The organism is Mycobacterium sp. IDUB_5, from assembly GCF_055419565.1.
In genome coordinates this window covers 325,833-344,949 of the sequence record NZ_JBVAXX010000002.1, presented here as the reverse complement: position 1 = coordinate 344,949, position 19,117 = coordinate 325,833, and the positions used below count along the sequence as shown (strand labels likewise).

The window sequence follows — 19,117 nt, the reverse complement described above, 5'->3', positions numbered from 1 at the left end:
TGCTCTCCATGGAGCACTTCACCTTTGGCCGCAACAACGGTCTCCGCACCTCGGCGCTTGCGCTCGGTGCGGGGAACTTCGGTACCCGCTGGGGTTATGGCGCGGAAGAACCGGCCGCGCGGGCGATCGTGGATCGCTTCGCCGAGGCCGGCGGCACCTTCATCGACACCGCAGCCACCTACCAGGTCGGCGAGTCGGAAGAGATCTTGGGTCGCATCCTGGCGGGCCGGCGTGATGACTTCACCATCGCCACGAAATTCGCCGTCGGCGGAACTGCTGAGGGCAGCGGTGTCTTGCAGACCGGTAACAACCGCCGAGCGATGGTGCGGTCCGTGGAGAACAGCCTGCGCAGACTCGATACCGAATACATCGATCTGCTCTGGGTTCACTGGCCTGACTTCGTGACACCCATCGAGGAGATCGTGCGTGCCTATGAGGATCTGATCGCGTCCGGGAAGGTGCTCTACGCGGGGCTGTCGAATTTCCCGGCGTGGCTGACCGCCCGAGGCGCCACGCTGGCCGAGGTGCGGGGGTGGGCGCCTATCGCAGCCGTACAGATCGAGTACAGCCTCGTCGAGCGCAGCGCAGACCGCGACAACCTCCCCATGGTCGAGGCGCTCGGATTGGGTGCCGCGCTGTGGTCTCCTCTGGGCGGAGGGCTGCTCACCGGCAAGTATCGCAGCGGTGAATCCGGGCGGTTACAGGCCTGGAATCGAGTGGTGCACACCGACGAGGACCCGCGCAAGGCCGCGGTGGTCGACGCGGTGCTCGCTGCGGCCGACGAGTTGGGGGTGCCGGCGGCACGGGTCGCGGTCGCGTGGCTCGTCGAACGGGCGCGGCGGTCGAGTACCGGAATCGTGCCGATCATCGGTCCGCGCACCGTCGAGCAGCTCGACGATTACCTGGCAGCGCTTGATCTCGATCTCGGAACCCGCTACGACAGCCTCGACGACGTCAGTCGCATCAGCCTGGGTCAGCCGCACGAGCAGGATCTCGAGCAGCTGCCGACAGTGCTGGGCGGCAACGATTTTCGGGTGCGCTGAGTCCGAGGAGCCGAGTTGTCGGTGCCTTGTGGTTCTGTGGGGTCATGTTCCCGAGCAGTTCGTTGGCCATCGATGAGCGGTTGTCGGTGCTCTTCGACGAGCTTGCCGAGCTGACCGGTCAGCGTAACGCGATCGACGGGCGAATCGTGGAGATCTTCGCCGAGGTCGACCGTGATCAGTTGTGGGCGGCGGCCGGGGCGAAATCGACCGCTGGTCTGGCGGCGTGGAAAGCCGCAGTGTCTCCATCGCGGGCGCAGACGATCGCCGCGATTGCGGCCCGCTACGACGAATTCCCGCAGTGTGTCGAGGGTCTGGCACAGGGTCGGTTCTCCGTGGATCAGGTCGGGGTGATCGCCGAACACGGTCTTCCCGGCTCCGACGCCCATTTCGCGACCATGGCCCGATGCGCGACGGTGTCTCAGTTGCGGACCGCGTTGAAGATGCAACCCAAACCCACCCGCGACCGTGTGCCCGAGCCGGACCACGACGACGACGACGAGGACGGGGACGCGCCTGCCGTCGATCCGGGGCCGCAGCCCACGATCAGCTCGACCTCCGATGAGCAGTACACCTATTGGCAGATCGCGCTGCCCCATGTCGAGGCCGCCGCGTTCGAGGCGGCGCTGGCCTCGCATCGCGATGCACTGATCACCGACTGGAAGGCAACCGACCCCGACGGGCGCGCGCCGATGCCCGGCAACGCCGCGGCGTTCCTGCGGTTGGTCGACGCGAGCTGGGACGCCGAGGCAGCGGCGCGTCCGCACGGGCAACGCACCACCGTGGTCGTGCACGTCGATGTAGCCAGCCGAGTCGCGAGCCTGCACTTGGGCCCGGTGCTCACCGACGCGGAGCGCCGGTATCTGATCTGTGATGCCACCTGCGAGGTGTGGTTTCACCGCGGCGGGCAGGTGATCGGGGCCGGGCGTTCGAGCCGGACGGTGAACCGGCGCCTACGCCGGGCGCTCGAGCATCGCGACCGTGTCTGCGTGGTCCCCGGGTGCGGGGCGACCCGCGCACTGCACGCCCATCACCTGGTGCACTGGGAGGACGGCGGACCCACCGAACTGTGGAATCTCGCGCTGGTCTGCCCGTATCACCACCGGGCGCATCACCGCGGCCTGGTCACGATCACCGGGCCCGCCGACCACCTCGTCGTCACCGACGCCGCCGGCCACACCCTCACCTCAGCCTCCCTGGCCCGACCACCCACCCAACCCCCACCGGACGTCGCACCCTGTTCCGGGCCCACCGGCGAACGCGCCAACTGGTGGTGGTACCAGCCCTACGAACCACACCCCACGGACGCGGACTAGAGGACGACGATTACTCGCTGTGCGTGAGCGAGTCGGTGAAGGCCGCGTTCGCCGCGCCGTTGAGTCGGCTGTCGTCGAAGCCGTACTCGACAGCGTCACCGCGGATTGCACGCAGCGGATCCTCGAAGTCCCGGAAGTATCCCATCGCCCAGGCGCCCTCCTGGTAGCCGATGAGCTTCAGCAGATCGTCGTCGAGGGTCCGCGCCACATCGATGGGCACCGAGAGGAATTGGTTCTCCTCCTGGCGCACCCAGCCGACGCAGTAGTTGACGTTGATCGCGCGCCGAACCCGATCGGAACGGTTCGCGGCCCCGCTGTGCACGATCTTGCCGGTGTAGATCAGCACCGAACCGCGTGTCATCTCGGCCTGCAGGCATTCGTCGTCGCGGTAGTCGGTGGGTTTCTTGTCGCCGACCTGACTGCCGGGAACGATTCGGGTGGCGCCCATTTCGGCGGTGTAGTCCGACAGCGCCCACAGCGTGTTGCACTGCACGTGGTAGTCGTCGGGGAAGGGATAGAAGTCGAACGCGTTCTGGTCGCGGTGCAGTGCTTGCGCCGACTCGCCGGGTTCGATCGAGATCACCTGCGTCAGCATCAGCTGAAAGGCCGACGCGTGGCCGAGGAAGTCGGCGCAGACGCCCATCATCGTGGGGTTCTGGATCAGCGTGCGGCACGCGGGAGACCGCGCGACCAGCGCGCCGGTGCGACGCGTCCGCCGTCCGATCATCGCGTTGTAGCCGAGCGGGGTGGCATCGAGGTAAGGCGCGAGTTCGCGGCCGATGTCGTCCATCAACTCGGTGGGCACAAGGTTGTCGACGATCACGTAGCCGTCGCGACGAAGCAGATCCGACATCTCCTCGGGCGGGGTGGTGGCGGGGACGTGGTTCAGTTCCGGCATGCCCTCGAGTATCGCGATCGCGTGTGTTGAGCTGGTAAAACGGCGTCACGCCGCCGTTACGCCTGGATCAGGGCACGGGTGCCGGCGCGAGAAGGCGGGTCGACAGCTCGACGAGGTTTCGCTGCAGTTCGCCGTCGTCGATGTCGGACATGTCGGGATCTGCGGCGACCCTGCAGACGCCGGAGAGGAACACCCGCAGGGCGATGCGGTCGGCGGCGCATGGTTGCGGTCCCTCGAGCAGCTCCTGCAGGCGGCCGGTGACGACGCTGAATTCTGGTTCGTCACGCACCATTTGGTCGATACCCGGATCGCCGTAGAACAGGACCGACAACTCACGGTGTCGGACCACCATCTCGATGAGGCCACTGACCAAGACCTCGCGGCGGCGCTGCATATCGGGGAGCACTTCAGCGATCCGGATGACCCGGGCCATGTCGTCGATCGACGGCCGCAGGACTTCCAGAGCGATGTCTTCCTTCGAGCGGAACTGGTAGTAGACGGCCGCTTTGCTCACGCCGATACGGTCCGCGATCATCTGCAGCGACGTTCCGTGGACGCCGTGCTCGGCGAACAGCGCCAGAGCGGCGTCGAGTACCCGCTGCCGGGCCAGGCCGCGTGGTGCCGTCGGTCGTGCCATCCGTTCACCCTCTCCGTCCCGCCGCGAGACGCGCCTCACAATAAACGCCCAGCTTACCCGCGCTCCCTCTTCGTCCTATACCGATCACTCAATTAGAGCTAGCCGATCGGCTTGCTGAAATTATTCAGTACATCTATGTTTGCCTGGCCGACACACATGGTGTCGCGCGGCGCATAAGGGGCGTGCATGGTCGGGATCTTGAAGCGGGCCTGGATACCACTCGTCATCGTGGCGGTGATCGCGATAGCAGCGACCGTGGTGTACCGCATGCACGGGTTCTTCGGATCGAACAACGAGACGACCCGGCCCGGGGCAGGTCTGGCCCAGGATGCCGAACCGTTCAACCCGAAGGCTGTCACCTACGAGATCACCGGCGACTCAGGTGCTGTCGCGACCATCAACTACCTCGACCTGGACGCCAATCCGCACCGCGTCGACGATGCTCCGCTGCCGTGGTCGCTCACGTTGGAGACCACCAAGCCCTCAGCCGCCGCCACGATCATCGCCCAGGGCGACGGTGCCTCGATCAGCTGCAAGATCCTGGTGGACAACGAAGTCCGAGACCAACAGACCTACGACGGCGTGAACGCCCAGACCTCCTGCCTGGTGAAGTCACTGTGAGCGCGCCGCACACCGGCCACGCCCGGATTCCCCGCTTCCTGCGACTCTTCTGCGTTCCCGTCCTGCTGGGCTGGCTCGCGTTGACCGCCCTTCTCAACGTCGTCGTTCCCCAGCTCGAAGCAGTGGGGGCGGCCAACTCCACATCGCTGACACCCAATGACGCGCCGTCGCTGCAGGCCACGCAGTTGGTGGGAAAACTGTTCGGGGAGTACACATCCAACAGCTCGGCGATGATCGTGCTCGAGAGCGACAAGCCACTGGGCGCCGAAGCGCACACGTACTACGACGGGCTGATCGCCGCGCTGCGCAAGGACACGGTGCACATCCAGCACATCCAGGACCTGTGGGGTGACCCCCTCACGTCGTCGGGCTCGCAGTCGGCGGACAACCTGTCGTCCTACGTCCAGCTCTACCTCGCCGGCAACCAGGGTGAGACGCTCGCCAACGAGTCCGTCGAGGCGGTGCGCGACATCGTCGCCGCCAACCCGCCACCACAAGGTCTGCGTGTCTACGTCACCGGCGCCGGACCGCTGCTCTCCGACCAGCAACACGCCGGCGACAAGAGCCTGCAACTCGTGACAGCACTGACGTTCCTCGTGATCATCACGATGCTGCTCCTCGTCTACCGCTCGATCGTCACCGTCCTCATCGTGCTGGTGACCGTCGTGCTCGAACTCGCGGTGGCGCGGGGTGTGGTGGCGTTCCTGGGCTATCACCACATCATCGAGCTGTCGACGTTCGCGGTGAACCTGTTGACACTGTTGGCCATTGCCGCGGCGACCGACTACGCCATCTTCCTGGTCGGGCGCTATCACGAGGCGCGCGGCGCCGGCGATGACCGGGAAAGCGCCTTCTACGTCATGTATCACGGCACCGCGCATGTGATCCTGGGGTCCGGTCTGACGATTGCCGGAGCAACGCTGTGCCTGCACTTCACCCGGCTGCCTTATTTCCAGACCCTCGGCATTCCGCTGGCGATCGGCATGTTCGTCGTCACGGTGGCTGCGCTGACGCTCGCGCCGGCGATCATCACGGTCGCCTCCCGGTTCGGGCTCCTCGATCCCAAGCGCAGCCAGCGGACCCGGGGATGGCGACGCGTCGGAACCGCCGTCGTCCGATGGCCCGGACCGATCCTGGTGGCCTCGCTCGCAGTGACGTTGGTCGGCCTACTCGCCCTGCCGTCCTACACCACGAGTTACGACGACAAGAAGTACCTGCCGTCAGACGTCGAGGCCAACGTGGGCTATCAGGTTGCGGCCAAACACTTTCCACAGGCGCGGCTCAATCCCGAGGTGCTGATGCTCGTCGCCGACCACGATCTGCGCAATCCGACCGACATGCTCATCGTCGACCGCGTCGCCAAGGAGGTCTTCCACCTGCCGGGAATCGCGCGGGTGCAGACGATCACGCGACCACTCGGCACGCCGATCGAAGGTTCCTCGATTCCGTACATCGTCGGTCAGCAGGGCGTGAATCAGAAGCTCACGCAGTCCTACGCCGAAGCGCGCACCGCCGACCTGCTCCGGCAGGCGAGCGACATCAACAATCAGATCGACGTCCTGCGCCGGCAACTGGAGCTGCAGAAGCAGAGCGCCAACGCGCAGCAGGAGCAGACGGACGTCCTGAAGCAGACGGTCGCGGTCACCAACGAACTGCGCGACAAGATCGCCAACTTCGATGACTTCTTCCGGCCCATCCGGAACTACTTCTACTGGGAACCGCACTGCTATGACATCCCCGCGTGCTACGCCCTGCGCTCGCTGTTCGACGCGCTCGACGGTATCGATCAACTCTCCGGGCTCCTCGCCGAGACCACGATCAGCCTCGACAAGATCAATGCCCTCCAACCCAAGCTGCTCGCGCTGATCCCGCCGCAGATCGCCAGCCAGGAACGCAACCGCGATCAGATCATGACGAACTATGCGACGCAGAAGGATCAACAGGATCTGCAGGATCGGCAGCAGTCCGACCCCGCCGCGTTGGGCCGAGCGTTCAACCAGTCGAAGATCGACGACTCGTTCTACCTACCTCCCGAGGTGTTCGACAACCCCGACTTCAAGCGTGGTCTGAAGCAGTTCGTCTCACCCGATGGCAAGGCGGTGCGGTTCATCATCTCCCACCAGGGGGATCCGGCAACGCCAGAAGGCATTTCGCACATCGACCAGATCAAGAACTCGGCGTTCGAGGCCATCAAGGGCACCCCGCTGGAGACCTCCAAGATCTACCTGGGCGGCACCGCGGCGACCTACAAGGACATGCGGGACGGCTCGAACTACGACCTCGTCATCGCGGCGATCTCGGCGATCTGTCTGATCTTCATCATCATGCTGATCATCACCCGGTCGGCGATCGCGGCGCTGGTCATCGTCGGAACGGTGGTGCTGTCCCTCGCCGCGTCGTTCGGTTTGGCAGTTCTGTTGTGGCAGCACATCATCGGGCTCGAACTGCACTGGCTGGTGCTGGCGATGTCGGTGATCATCCTGCTGGCCGTGGGGTCGGACTACAACCTCTTGCTCGTCTCACGGTTCAAGGAGGAACGCGACGCGGGACTCAACACCGGGATCATCCGTGCCATCGCGGGTAGCGGCAGCGTGGTGACCTCGGCCGGCCTGGTGTTCGCGTTCACGATGATGTCGTTCGCGATCAGCGACCTCAAAGTGATGGCTCAGGTGGGGACCACGATCGGGCTCGGACTCCTCGTCGACACTCTGATCATCCGGTCGTTCATGACGCCGTCGATCGCGGCGTTGATGGGCCGGTGGTTCTGGTGGCCGCAGAACGTCCGCCCCCGGCCGGCCCGTCAGGTGACGGCCCGCTGAACCGGTTTCCTAACCGAGCGTTTCACGACGGCGTGATCTCACCATCCGGGGTGACGTGAACCGTGCCGTCTTCGTGGGCGCCGGGAAGATCCGGCATCTCGTGACGACCACCGGCTGATCGGCGACGCGCAGACCACACCACCCCGCCGACCACAGAGGCCGCCACGGCCGCGAGCGGCCACACCAGCCGGGATCTGTCACCCATGCGCCCAGGTATGCCCACGCCGCGGGACGCAGAAACCGACCCGCGCCGGCGCGTGGTCAGCAGGGGTAGAAGAAGCCGCCGCCCGCCAACCGCCACGACACCTTGCGCCAGTTCTCGAACCACGACACGTAGTCGCGGTCGCGGATCACGTAGTAGGCCTCGTGGTTGTCCCATCCGCAGTCGGTGGTGAAGTCCTGATAGGGAAAGCCCCACGAAAACATCGGGCCGCCGTCACGATTGAGGAAATGGAGACCGTGCGGCACCCCCAGCGTCTCTCCGGCAAGCGAGCCCCGGCCGGTCCGCCAGCCGCGTGAGGTCACCCGATAGCCGAACGCGATGAACAACCAGTGCGTCCCATCGTGCGGGTCGGTCATCTTCGTCACTGTGGTCGACATCCCGGTCAGCGACGCGAGCACCGTGTTGTCGGTGGCCAGGATGTCGCGGTCGCGCATCTTGATCGTCTTGGTGGTGGCGCTGCGCTCCGGATGGTGATCGAGACCGAACATGTCGCTGATGTCGTGCCCGAGCGAGAAGTCGTCGTGGACCGTCTCGTCGCTCAACGTGTCGGTGATGTCGACATCTGTGCTCCGCGCGAAACGGGCGGCGATGTGAGTCATGTCTGCTCCTGATCCCCGGCCCCGTGTGGGCCGTCGGCTCCAGCCAACGCCGGTCCCGGCCCGCACACATGCGTAGTGAGGTACTCGGGTGTCGAGCGCGTGGCCGGGCTACCGTGGCCTGATGACCGAGATGCCCCGCTCGCGCGTCGCCGTGCTCGGAGCGGGACTCTCCGGGGCGGCCTGCGCGCAGGCGCTACGCGAACGCGGCATCACCGTCGAGATCGTCGAGCGGGGCCGCGGCCCCGGCGGCCGGATGGCTTCACCCACGGTGCACGGGCGCCGCGTCGACCTGGGGGCGGCGTACTTCACCGTCAAGGAGCCGGCGTTTCACGCCATTGTCGACGACTGGGAGCGCCGCGGACTTGCCCGACCCTGGACCGACACCTTCGACGTGCTCGCGCCCGGTGCCCGCAACAGCACCTCCGGCCCGATGCGCTTCGCCGCCGCCGGGGGACTGCGCTCACTCGTCGGCGACCTGCTGCCCGACGATGTCCGTTACGAGACCCTGATCGAGACCCTCGACGACCTACCCCACGACGCCGTGGTGCTGGCAATGCCCGATCCGCAGGCCGCGCGGCTCATCGCCGCGCCGCCCGGCGACTGGGTGGCCTACGACCCCGTCATCGCCGTCGCCGCCGGCTGGCCGCAGCGCAGCTGGTCGACCGACGCTGCCTTCGTCAACGACGACCCGGATCTGTCGTTTCTCGCCGACGACGGATCGCGCCGCGGCGACGGCGCCGCCGTGCTCGTCGCGCACAGCACGGCAGACCGGGCGCGCCGGCACCTCGAGGACCCCGAGCGGGCCGTCGCGCCGATGGTGGCGGCCATGCGCCGACTTCTGGACATCGCGGGCGACCCCGACTGGACCCACGTCCACCGGTGGACGTTCGCCAAGCCCGCCGACACCCACGCCGACGCCGAGTTCCACCTCGACACCACCGCACGGCCCCTCGGGTTGTGTGGTGATTCCTGGTGCCCGTCCGGCGCGCCACGTGTCGAAGCGGCGTGGCTGTCCGGGCAGCGCCTCGGTATCGCACTTGCGGATCATCTCGCGGAGGGAAATGCATGAAAGTCACTGAGCTCTGGCGCTTTCCGGTCAAGTCGATGGGTGGCACCCGCGTCGACGAGCTGCGGATCGACGAGCGGGGTGTGCACGCCGACCGACTGTGGGCGGTACGCGACATCGAAAAGGGGGTCACGGCATCCGCCCGCAGAATCCCCGCTCTGCTGCAGTGCTCTGCGCGCTACGTCGCCGAACCCGGCCCCGATGCCGGACCGGGCAAGGTTCCCGCCGTCGTGATCTCCCTGCCCGACGGACGGGAGATCACCAGCGACGACCCGACCGTGCACGCAGCCCTCAGCGAGCTGGTCGGCCGGGAGGTGCGGCTCACCGCGCTCCCGTCGGTGAGCGACACCAGTGCCCACCGCATGTCGCTTCAGGCCTCTCTGGGCAACTTCGCCGCCGATCAGGTCCGACAGGACTTCGGCCTGGGCGACACCGACGAGCTGCCCGATACCTCGGTGTTCACCACGCGCCAAATGATCACTCTGGCAAGGTATTCCACTCCACCGGGGACATTCGTCGACCTCAGCCCGGTGCACCTGCTCAGCGCGACGAGCCTGCGCAGCCTCTCGGTCGATGGCACCCCGTACGACGTGCGGCGCTTCCGGCCCAACGTGCTCGTCGACGTCGAGAGCCCCGACCCGTTCCCCGAATCCGCCTGGGTCGGTGGCGAAGTGCACCTCGGCACCGTCGTGCTGTCGGTGACCAACCCGACGATCCGGTGCGTGGTCGGGACACGCCCGCAGCCGGGCCTGGGGAAAGACCTGTCGGTGACCCGGCAGCTGGCCGAGAAGACGAACCGCTTCCTCGGCATCTACGCCGACGTCGCCACCGCCGGCACCGTCCGCGTCGACGACGAGGCAACCGTGTATCTGCCGCCGCCGCCGAACGCGGTCGAACGAACGGCTGTCGCGGTCGGCAAGTCGGCCAGCCGGGGCCTGCAGAAACTCGTCGAAGCCACGGTGCTGCGCTTCGCCAAGTGACGCTTCATCGACCCGGGTGCCGGAGGTGGTCGGGCTGGCTCACCCAGCCGGGCGGGACGTCGACGGACAAGGCGAGATGGACGAACCTGCCCACCGCGGCGGTCGTCGCGCGAATCGGGCACCACTGCAGCGTGTAGGGGATGAACCGCGGCGGCTGCAGCGGCACGAGCGTGACTCCGGGCGCGGTGCCGGCGACGGCGGCAGTGGTCAGCGTCCAGTCCACCTCGCGCTGTTCGGACCATCGGTGCGCCGACAGGTCGATCTCCGTCAATTCGGCTGTGGGCGACGCGATTCCGGCGTCGTCGAGGATCTGCTGCAGGGCCAGCGACCACGCGGGGAACAGCGCCTCGCTGTGCGCGCCCAGGGTCTCGCCGGCCAGCTCGGCGAGGTCGAGATCCGCACGGTCGGCGAGGCGGTGGCCCTCACGCAGGCCCACCACCACCGGCTCCGCGCAGAACACCTCGCTCAAGATGCCCGGCGGATTGGTGACAGGCCCGCAGGTGATGGCGACATCGAGCGCGCCCTCCCCGATGGCCTGTTGCAAGTCAGGAAGCCACATCCGGCGCACCGACAACTCGACCTCGGGTGCGGCTCGCTGGAGAGCCTGCGCGAGATGCGGCGCGAGCAGCGGGGCGGCGGGCGGCGTGATGCCCAGCCGGACGGTGCCGGTGTCGCCGTCGACGAGCCGGCGCACCGCAGCTGCGGCTCCCTCGACGTCGTCGAGAATGCTGACCGCGCGGCCGAACAGCTCGACGCCGGCCTGCGTGAGGGCCACTCGGCGGGTGGTTCTGGTCAACAGCGGTGTGCCGACCTCCCGTTCGAGGCGGCGGATCAGCTCGCTCAGTGTGGGCTGCGAGATGTGGAGCTTCTCGGCGGCATGTCCGAAGTGCAGCTCTCGCGCCACCGCGACGAACGCCTCCAGCTGGCGCAATTCCACCCGACGATCCTAAGGCCCACCACGCGATTGATCAGCCAACCCGATGAATGTGATCCGAAACCAGCCCTTGTTCGCCGCACCGTGCACCGCGCAGGCTGAACACGTGTCCGATACCACCACGCGCCACCGCACCGCGACCATCGACGGGCTCGACGTCTTCTACCGGGAGGCCGGCGATCCCAGCCGCCCCACAGTGCTTCTGCTGCACGGCTTTCCGTCCAGCTCGCACATGTTCCGCAACCTGATTGCCGCGTTGGCCGACGACTACCATCTGATTGCACCCGACCACATCGGCTTCGGGCAGTCGGCGATGCCGTCGGTGAACCAGTTCACCTACAGCTTCGATCGGCTCACCGAGATCACCGAGGGACTGATCGAGCATCTGGGCCTCGAGCGGTTCGCGATCTACATCCACGACTACGGCGCGCCGATCGGACTGCGCATCGCCCACGCGCGGCCGGAACGCATCACCGCGATCATCAGCCAGAGCGGCAACGCCTACCTCGAGGGCTTCACCCCGTTCTGGGACCGCCTCTTCGCGCACGCGAAAGATCGTGCAGCGAACGAGGATTCGGTGCGGGAGTACTTCACCCCGGAGACCACGCGGTGGCAGTACACCCACGGCGTGCCCGCCGACCGGCTCGACCGGATCGCCCCCGAGACCTGGCAGCTCGACCAAGCCGGGCTGGACCGCAAGGGCAACGACGCGATCCAGTTGCAGCTGTTCTGGGACTACCAGTTCAACCTCGACGGCTACCCTGGGTTCCAGGAGTACTTCCGTACCCATCAACCGCCGTTGCTGGTGACCTGGGGGCGCAACGACCAGATCTTCGGCGCGGCGGGAGCCGAGGCGTTCCAGCGCGACCTGCCCGACGGCGAGTACCACCTGCTCGACACGGGCCACTTCGCACTGGAGACCCACGGCGACGAGATCGCCGGCTACGTCCGGGACTTCCTCGGCCGGAAAGTCGCGCAGCAGTGAACTACACGACGGCCGACACCGCGGTGGTCGTGATCGACCCGCAGAACGACGTGCTCAGCGCGACCGGGAAGAACTGGGAGGTGTTGCGCGACAGCGTCACCGAGAACCGGACCGTCGAGCATCTGGTCGAGCTGCTCACCGCCGCGCACGACGGCGGGTACGGCGTGTTCGTCTCGCCGCACTACTTCTATCCCACCGACCACCGGTGGTTGTTCAACGGTCCGCTGGAGACCGACGAGTTGCGGACCGACACCTTCGCCCGCCGCGGCCCGCTGACCCTCGACGGATTCGCCGGCTCCGGCGCGGACTGGCTGCCCGAGCTCGCGCCGCTGATCGACCACCCGGACACCGTCGTGGCCAGCCCACACAAGGTCTGGGGGCCACAGACCAACGACCTGGTTCTGCAGCTACGCAAACGCCGGATCAGCACGGTCGTGCTGTGCGGGATGCTGGCCAACATCTGCGTCGAATCACATCTGCGCGACCTGCTCGAACAGGGCTTCGAGGTCGTCGTCGTCACCGATGCCACCGCAGGTCCCCGCCATCCGGTGTTCGGCGACGGCTACCAGGCCGCCCTGGTCAACTACGCGTTCCTCGCTCACGGAGTCGTGACGACGAGCGACGTGATCACCGCGATGACACAGGAAGGCGCCTGATCATGACCGAATCCCGCCCACCGTTTCCCCCGTTCGACCTGACGACGGCGCTGCAGAAAGTGCAGGCCGCCGAAGACGCGTGGAACACCTGCGACCCGCACCGTGTCAGCCTCGCCTACACCGAGGACAGCGTGTGGCGTAACCGCGACCAGTTCGTCACCGGGCGGGCACAGATCGTCGAATTCCTCACCGCCAAATGGGCGCGGGAGCTCGACTACGCGCTGCGCAAAAGCCTGTGGAGTTTCCGCAACAACCGCATCGGCGTGCGGTTCCAGTACGAATGCCGTGACGCCTCAGGTCAGTGGTGGCGCAGCTACGGCAACGAACTGTGGGAGTTCGACGACCAAGGCTTGATGCGCCGGCGCGAGGCGAGCATCAACGACGTCGCGATCGACGAATCGCAACGGCGCTACTTCGGACCGCGCCCCGAGGCCGAGCACGGCCACGACATCCCCCTCCGATGAGCAGGCACTACGGATCGATCGCTTTCACCCCGACGGTGCGGTCGGTGCAGGAAGAGCACGGCAGCGCCACGTTCTACGGACGCAAGGCCGACACCGGTGCGGCGACACCGGGGCCGGACCGGCTCACCGACGACGAACGCGACTACCTGGCCGAGCGAGACCACTTCTATCTCGCGTCGGTCGGGGAGACCGGGTGGCCCTACGTGCAATTCCGCGGCGGACCTCCGGGATTCGTCCGGGTTCTCGACGACCACTCCATCGGGTGGGCCGATTTCCGCGGCAACCTCCAATACATCAGCACCGGCAACATGGGCGGCGAGCAGCGCGTCGCACTCATCTTCCTCGATCACGCCCACCGGCGACGCCTCAAGATCTTCGGACACGCCCGCATCGTGACCGCGGAACAGAACCCCGAGCTGGTCGCGTCGATGACCGATCCCACCTATGACGCGGTCGTCGAACGCGCCGTACTCGTCGACGTCGCCGCCTACGACTGGAACTGCCCGCAGCACATCACACCCCGCTACACGGCCGCCGAACTCGAGGGCGCACTGGAGCCGATGCGGCGCAAGCTCGCCGCCCTGGAGGCCGAAAACGCCGAGCTGCGGGCGCGCCGATCTTGACCATGTCGCGTCGATAACCGGCTCTCGTGCCCTCTGGAGGGCTAGCGTGTTCGCGTGATCATCACCGACAGGGAGGTTCAGCATGCGAGCCGGTAGGTGGGGACGCGCAGTCCCGCACAGAGCGGGATCGTGGGCGCGCGGGCGCGGCAGATTCATCTCGCTGCTCGGGGTGCTCCTCGTGCTCGGCGTCGGTTCCGCGCTGACGGTTCCGCAAGCCCTGCCAGAGGCCAAGGCGCAGGGGCAGACCTACACGGTCGCCACCGACACCACGTTCGCTCCGTTCGAGTTCCAGGACAAAGAGGGCAAATTCGTCGGTATCGACATGGACCTGATCCGGGCGATCGCCAAAGATCAAGGCTTCACCGTCGACATCAAACCGCTCGGCTTCGACGCCGCACTGCAGGCCGTCCAGGCCAACCAGGTCGACGGCGTCATCGCAGGCATGTCGATCACCGACGAGCGCCGCAAGGTGTTCGACTTCTCCGACCCCTACTTCGAATCCGGCATCCAGATGGCGGTGCTGAAGTCCAACAACGACATCAAGTCCTATGAGGATCTCAAGGGCAAGCGGGTGGCCGTGAAGAACGGCACCCAGGGTTCGGATTTCGCGAACTCGATCAAGGACAAGTACGGCTTCGAGGTGGTGTCGTTCGCCGATTCGTCGTCGATGTTCGACGAGGTGCGAACCGGTAACTCCGACGCGGTGTTCGAGGACTACCCGGTGCTGCTGTACGGCATCGCGCAGGGCAACGGCTTCAAGACCGTGACACCGAAAGAGGATCCGACGGGCTACGGCTTCGCGGTCAACAAGGGCCAGAACGCAGAACTTCTCACCAAGTTCAACGAGGGCCTGAAGAACCTCAAGGCATCCGGCGAGTACGACAAGATCATCAGCGCCTACCTCGGTGAAGAGGCCACCACCGACGACAATTCGTTCCTCGGGCTGATCAAGAGCACCTTCCCGCTGCTGCTCGAAGGCCTCAAGATGACGATCATCCTGACGGTCGTCTCGATCTTCTTCGCACTCATCCTTGGCGTCATCTTCGGGTTGTTCCGGGTGTCGCGAGCCATCTGGTTGCGTGCCATCGGCACCACGTTCGTCGATGTCTTCCGCGGCACACCGCTTCTGGTGCAGGCGTTCTTCATCTACTTCGGTATCCCGTCGGCGCTGGGCTTCCAGATGTCGGCGCTCACGGCGGGCATCATCACGCTGTCGCTGAACGCAGGCGCGTACATGACCGAAATCGTGCGCGGCGGTATCAATTCCGTGGACAAGGGACAGATGGAGGCGGCACGCAGCCTCGGTATCGGCTACCTGCCGACCATGCGCAAGGTGATCCTGCCGCAGGCCATCCGCACGATGATCCCGTCCTACATCAACCAATTCGTCATCACGCTGAAGGACACCTCGATCCTGTCGGTCATCGGCATCGCCGAACTGACCCAGACGGGGCGCATCATCATCGCCGGCAACTACCAGTCGTTCAACATGTGGTTGATCATCGGCATCATCTACTTCATCGTGATCATGGCGCTCACCAAACTCTCGGATCGTCTGGAACGCCGACTTGTCAGATAGGGGCATTGCGAAATGAACCAGCTCGCACCGGAAAGCGCGACCGAGTCCACGGGCGCGGTGAAGATCCGCATCGACAATCTGAAGAAGTCGTTCGGAGATCTCGTGGTGCTCGACGGCATCACCACGACGGTCAAAGAGGGCGAAGTCGTCTGCGTCATCGGGCCGTCGGGATCGGGCAAGTCGACGTTCCTACGTTGCCTGAACAAGCTCGAGGACATCACCGACGGGACGGTCGTCATCGACGAGTTCGACCTGACCGACAAGAAGATCGACCTCGACAAGGTGCGCCAGCGCATCGGCATGGTGTTCCAGCACTTCAATCTGTTTCCGCACATGACCGTGATCGACAACGTCACGTTGGCGCCGCTGCTGACCAAGAAGATGGACAAGGCCGCCGCCGAGAAGCGGGCCATGGAACTGCTCGGTCAGGTCGGTCTGGCCGAGAAGGCACACGTCAAGCCCGCGACGTTGTCGGGCGGGCAGAAGCAGCGCGTGGCCATTGCGCGCGCGCTGGCGATGAGCCCGTCGATCATGCTGTTCGACGAGGCGACCAGCGCGCTCGACCCGGAGATGGTGGGCGACGTGCTCGAGGTGTTGCGGACGCTCGCCGCCGAGGGGATGACGATGGTGGTGGTCACCCACGAGATGGGCTTCGCCCGGGAGGTCGCCTCCCGGGTGATCTTCATGGCCGACGGCAACATCGTCGAGGACGACACCCCGGCACAGGTGTTCGATCATCCCAAACATCCACGGCTGCAGGATTTCCTGTCCAAGGTGCTGTGAAAACTCGTCGGTCACCGGAATATCGTCGGGTCGGTGGTGTTGACTGGTGGCATGACTGAGCAACCGCAGCTGAGCCCCACCGACTGGGTTCGCGACCAGACCAAGCAGATTCTCGAGCAGGGCACCACCGAGGGCGTCCACATCATGGACCGGCCCGTCGTGCTGTTCACGACGCTCGGCGCGAAATCCGGCCAGAAGCGTTATGTGCCGCTGATGCGCGTCGAAGAGAACGGCAAGTACGCGATGGTCGCCTCCAAGGGTGGCGACCCCCAGCACCCGTCGTGGTACCACAACGTCAAGGCCAACCCGGCGGTGACAGTGCAGGACGGCACCGAGATCCGTGAGATGACCGCCCGCGAGATCTCCGGTGACGAGCGCGAGCACTGGTGGTCACTGGCGGTCGAGGCCTACCCGCCCTATGCCGAGTACCAGACCAAGACGGACCGGCAGATCCCGGTCTTCGTCGTTGAATAGGAGCGTTGAATAGCAGTGTCGTCGAGTAGCCGCTGGTGACCACGCGGGGATCACTGGTCCTCGCGGTGACCGCGACGCTTGCCGGCATCGTCATCGGCCTGGTGGGAGGCGCCTTCCGCTGGTGCCTGCAGCAGGCCGAACGGCTCCGTCTCGACCTGATCGACTGGGCGCACCACCTGCCCGGCCCCGGCTGGCTGATCCCGGTGGCCGCGTCGGCCCTGGGAGCCTGGCTGGCCGCGCTGATCGTGCGGCGGCAGCCGCTGGCCGCCGGTAGCGGCATCCAGCACGTCGAAGCGGTGTACCACGGGGACGCACGACCGCCGCTGATCGAGCTGCTGTTCGCGAAGTTCGTCGGCGGGGTGCTGGCCCTCGGTTCGGGCCTCGTGCTCGGCAGGGAGGGGCCGACCGTCCACATGGGTGCGGCCGTGGGCGCCCAGGCAGCCAGGCACGCGCGCCTCAGTGACGCCGACGTACGCATGATGCAGACCGCGGTCGGCGGCGCGGGACTGGCCGTGGCGTTCAACGCCCCCATCGCCGGCGTGCTCTTCGCGGTCGAAGAGGTCAGCAAGTCGTTCCGCATGCAGCTGGTGCTGGCCACCACGCTGGCCTCGGCGACCGCGGTCGGGTGCACCCGCCTGATCCTCGGCAACCACCCGGACTTCGCGGTCGAGCCGCTCGCCGCCCCAGCGCTGGGCTGGCTGCCCCTGTTCCTTCTCTTCGGCGTGCTCACCGGGCTGCTCGGGGCCGCCTACAACGTGACGGTGCTGTGGTTCCTCGACCACGTCGCAGCCCAGGCCCGCATCCCGGCCGTCGTCAAAGCGCCCGTCATCGGCGCGTTGATCGGGCTGGCCGCCGTCCTGGTGCCGCTGTCGGTGGGCGACGGGCAGTCCATCACCCAGCTCATTCTCAGTGGCCACACGTGGATGCTGGCCGCGATCGTCGGCTACCTTGCCGTGCGGTTCATCGCCGGGCCGCTGAGCTATTCTGCTGCGCTGCCCGGGGGGCTCTTCGCCCCGCTGCTCGCCATCGGAGCGTTGTGGGGCGTGGGCTTCGTCGCGATCGTCGATGCCGTGTGGCCACACGACCTGACGGCGCTGACCATTCCGATGGCGATCGTCGGGATGGCCTCCTTCTTCTCTGCGACCGTGCGCGCGCCGGTCACCGGCATGGTGATCGTGATCGAGATGACGGCCACCACCTCGGTCACCGTGCCGATGCTGGCGGCGAGCGCGGCCGCGGTGATCGCGGCTCAGCTCACCGGGTGCGCACCGATCTACGACAGCCTGCGGGACCGGATGGTGCCCGAGCGCGGGCCGGCGGACACTGACGACTAGAGCGGGAGCTCAGTTCTCGTCGGGGATCTGATCGCGGGTCTGCCACCCCGCGGGTGCGTCCGGGTCGTCGTCCTGATGATCGAGCTTGTCCTGCAGGTCCCGCTGCTCGTCGGTGGCTTGGGTCGCGTCCTCGGGTGTGTTGTTGTCGGTCACGGCGCTCAGGATTCTCCGTTGACCGTGCCGCCAAACACCGGTTTGATCTGACGCCATGCTGTTCTGCGGTACCGCGCTGGCGCAGCGCATCGAAAGCGCCGAGACCGACCTGATCGGGGCCGCGACCCGCGCCGCCGGCCGCCGCGGTGCGCCGGGGGTCACCATGCCCGTCGCCGGTGGCCTCGCGTGCTACGCAGACACAGACTCACCGATGAACAAGGTGGTCGGGCTGGGCTTCGACGGGCTGCCCGACGCCGACTCGCTCGACGAGATCGAAAGGACCTTCGCCGAACGCCGGGCGGCCGTCGCCGTGGAGCTGTGCACCCTCGCCGAGCCCGGCATCGCGGCGCAGCTGAGTGACAGGGGCTATCGCCTCGTCGGCTTCGAGAACGTGCTCGGGTGCGCGCTGCCGGCCGCAGCGAACCCTGCCCCGGGACCCGAGGTGTGGCGGGCCGAGGCCGGGGAGCGCCAGGCCTGGCTCGACGTGATCGTCGAAGGTTTTGCCCACCCCGACGGCGAGGGGGTGCCCAGCCACGAGGAGTTCCCCCGCGGCGTCATCGCCGATGCGATGAACGACATGGAGGAGGCCGGCGCGGTGCGTTACCTGGCCGGCGTGGACGGCGCCGTGGTCGGCGGCGCGGGCATGCGGACCGCGGATGGCATCGCCCAACTGACCGGTGCGGCGACCGCTCCCGAGTTCCGGCGTCGGGGCGTTCAAGCCGCCCTGCTGGCGTACCGGTTACGGGCTGCTGTCGAGGCGGGATGCGACCTTGCAGTGGTGACCACGGCGCCCGGTTCGCTGTCGCAGAAGAATGTGCAGCGCAAGGGATTTCACCTCCTGTACAGCCGCGCGGTGCTGGTACGCGTCGCTACGGGGTGCTAGAGGCGTCACTTTAGGATACGGGTACCCGAACAATTACGGTCGATCGTTCA

At 66.6% G+C, this 19,117-nt stretch carries 21 protein-coding genes; 15 read left to right on the top strand and 6 right to left on the bottom strand.

Going from position 1 to position 19,117, the window contains the following annotated elements; all coding sequences use genetic code 11:
• Positions 1-8: 8 nt before the first annotated feature.
• Both ACZY1G_RS06760 and ACZY1G_RS06755 read left to right on the top strand, forming a co-directional pair.
• Positions 9-1,043, top strand: coding sequence for an aldo/keto reductase (locus ACZY1G_RS06760; RefSeq protein WP_463821944.1), 1,035 nt, complete (start codon positions 9-11; stop codon positions 1,041-1,043).
• 44 nt (positions 1,044-1,087) lie between these two features.
• Positions 1,088-2,356 carry an HNH endonuclease signature motif containing protein gene (locus ACZY1G_RS06755; RefSeq protein ID WP_463821943.1) on the top strand — a complete coding sequence of 423 codons (1,269 nt, stop codon included), beginning with the start codon at positions 1,088-1,090 and terminating at the stop codon, positions 2,354-2,356.
• Positions 2,357-2,366: 10 nt separating this feature from the next.
• Here ACZY1G_RS06755 and ACZY1G_RS06750 read toward each other — a convergent pair whose 3' ends face one another.
• Positions 2,367-3,254 (bottom strand): phytanoyl-CoA dioxygenase family protein, encoded by an 888-nt coding sequence (locus tag ACZY1G_RS06750; RefSeq protein ID WP_463821942.1) that lies wholly within the window; start codon positions 3,252-3,254, stop codon positions 2,367-2,369.
• A gap of 67 nt (positions 3,255-3,321) precedes the next feature.
• Positions 3,322-3,891, bottom strand: a complete 570-nt coding sequence (locus tag ACZY1G_RS06745) for a TetR/AcrR family transcriptional regulator (RefSeq protein ID WP_463815372.1) — start codon at positions 3,889-3,891, stop codon at positions 3,322-3,324.
• Between the two features lie 186 nt (positions 3,892-4,077).
• Here ACZY1G_RS06745 and ACZY1G_RS06740 point away from each other — a divergent pair, with 186 nt between their 5' ends.
• Entirely contained in the window at positions 4,078-4,512 is a 435-nt protein-coding gene (locus tag ACZY1G_RS06740) for an MmpS family transport accessory protein (RefSeq protein ID WP_463821941.1), read from the top strand.
• On the top strand, positions 4,509-7,331 hold the full coding sequence (locus tag ACZY1G_RS06735) for an MMPL/RND family transporter (protein ID WP_463821940.1): 2,823 nt from the start codon (positions 4,509-4,511) through the stop codon (positions 7,329-7,331). Before ACZY1G_RS06740 ends, ACZY1G_RS06735 begins: the two co-directional genes overlap by 4 nt.
• Positions 7,332-7,353: 22 nt before the next feature.
• Here ACZY1G_RS06735 and ACZY1G_RS06730 read toward each other — a convergent pair whose 3' ends face one another.
• The gene (locus tag ACZY1G_RS06730; protein ID WP_463815375.1) at positions 7,354-7,536 is read right to left on the bottom strand and encodes a hypothetical protein; all 183 of its coding nucleotides are present in this window, start codon (positions 7,534-7,536) and stop codon (positions 7,354-7,356) included.
• 56 nt (positions 7,537-7,592) lie between these two features.
• Positions 7,593-8,153: a hypothetical protein gene (locus ACZY1G_RS06725; protein ID WP_463821939.1), complete on the bottom strand. Its 561-nt coding sequence runs from the start codon at positions 8,151-8,153 to the stop codon at positions 7,593-7,595.
• Positions 8,154-8,274: 121 nt separating this feature from the next.
• Here ACZY1G_RS06725 and ACZY1G_RS06720 point away from each other — a divergent pair, with 121 nt between their 5' ends.
• Positions 8,275-9,222, top strand: coding sequence for an NAD(P)/FAD-dependent oxidoreductase (locus tag ACZY1G_RS06720; RefSeq protein WP_463815377.1), 948 nt, complete (start codon positions 8,275-8,277; stop codon positions 9,220-9,222).
• Positions 9,219-10,199: an MOSC domain-containing protein gene (locus tag ACZY1G_RS06715; RefSeq protein WP_463821938.1), complete on the top strand. Its 981-nt coding sequence runs from the start codon at positions 9,219-9,221 to the stop codon at positions 10,197-10,199. Before ACZY1G_RS06720 ends, ACZY1G_RS06715 begins: the two co-directional genes overlap by 4 nt.
• A 4-nt stretch (positions 10,200-10,203) precedes the next feature.
• On the opposite strand, the gene ACZY1G_RS06710 is transcribed toward ACZY1G_RS06715, so the two are convergent.
• Positions 10,204-11,136, bottom strand: coding sequence for a LysR family transcriptional regulator (locus ACZY1G_RS06710; protein ID WP_463821937.1), 933 nt, complete (start codon positions 11,134-11,136; stop codon positions 10,204-10,206).
• Between the two features lie 103 nt (positions 11,137-11,239).
• Between ACZY1G_RS06710 and ACZY1G_RS06705 the strand changes: the two genes are divergently transcribed.
• The 8 genes from ACZY1G_RS06705 (at position 11,240) to ACZY1G_RS06670 (ending at position 18,031) form a co-directional block, all read left to right on the top strand.
• Positions 11,240-12,118, top strand: a complete 879-nt coding sequence (locus ACZY1G_RS06705) for an alpha/beta fold hydrolase (protein ID WP_463815380.1) — start codon at positions 11,240-11,242, stop codon at positions 12,116-12,118.
• Positions 12,115-12,774, top strand: coding sequence for a cysteine hydrolase family protein (locus ACZY1G_RS06700; RefSeq protein ID WP_463815381.1), 660 nt, complete (start codon positions 12,115-12,117; stop codon positions 12,772-12,774). Before ACZY1G_RS06705 ends, ACZY1G_RS06700 begins: the two co-directional genes overlap by 4 nt.
• A 2-nt stretch (positions 12,775-12,776) precedes the next feature.
• Positions 12,777-13,238: a nuclear transport factor 2 family protein gene (locus ACZY1G_RS06695; RefSeq protein WP_463815382.1), complete on the top strand. Its 462-nt coding sequence runs from the start codon at positions 12,777-12,779 to the stop codon at positions 13,236-13,238.
• Positions 13,235-13,861 carry a pyridoxamine 5'-phosphate oxidase family protein gene (locus tag ACZY1G_RS06690; RefSeq protein ID WP_463815383.1) on the top strand — a complete coding sequence of 209 codons (627 nt, stop codon included), beginning with the start codon at positions 13,235-13,237 and terminating at the stop codon, positions 13,859-13,861. Before ACZY1G_RS06695 ends, ACZY1G_RS06690 begins: the two co-directional genes overlap by 4 nt.
• Before the next feature lie 82 nt (positions 13,862-13,943).
• Entirely contained in the window at positions 13,944-15,440 is a 1,497-nt protein-coding gene (locus ACZY1G_RS06685) for an amino acid ABC transporter substrate-binding protein/permease (protein ID WP_463815384.1), read from the top strand.
• Between the two features lie 12 nt (positions 15,441-15,452).
• Positions 15,453-16,223, top strand: a complete 771-nt coding sequence (locus ACZY1G_RS06680; protein WP_463815385.1) for an amino acid ABC transporter ATP-binding protein — start codon at positions 15,453-15,455, stop codon at positions 16,221-16,223.
• Between the two features lie 51 nt (positions 16,224-16,274).
• On the top strand, positions 16,275-16,697 hold the full coding sequence (locus ACZY1G_RS06675; RefSeq protein WP_463815386.1) for a nitroreductase family deazaflavin-dependent oxidoreductase: 423 nt from the start codon (positions 16,275-16,277) through the stop codon (positions 16,695-16,697).
• 35 nt (positions 16,698-16,732) lie between these two features.
• Positions 16,733-18,031, top strand: a complete 1,299-nt coding sequence (locus ACZY1G_RS06670; RefSeq protein WP_463821936.1) for a ClC family H(+)/Cl(-) exchange transporter — start codon at positions 16,733-16,735, stop codon at positions 18,029-18,031.
• 9 nt (positions 18,032-18,040) lie between these two features.
• On the opposite strand, the gene ACZY1G_RS06665 is transcribed toward ACZY1G_RS06670, so the two are convergent.
• The gene (locus ACZY1G_RS06665; RefSeq protein WP_463815388.1) at positions 18,041-18,184 is read right to left on the bottom strand and encodes a hypothetical protein; all 144 of its coding nucleotides are present in this window, start codon (positions 18,182-18,184) and stop codon (positions 18,041-18,043) included.
• Positions 18,185-18,239: 55 nt separating this feature from the next.
• Here ACZY1G_RS06665 and ACZY1G_RS06660 point away from each other — a divergent pair, with 55 nt between their 5' ends.
• A complete protein-coding gene (locus ACZY1G_RS06660) occupies positions 18,240-19,067 on the top strand; it encodes a GNAT family N-acetyltransferase (protein ID WP_463815389.1) in 828 nt (275 codons plus the stop codon).
• The last annotated feature ends 50 nt before the right edge of the window (positions 19,068-19,117 follow it).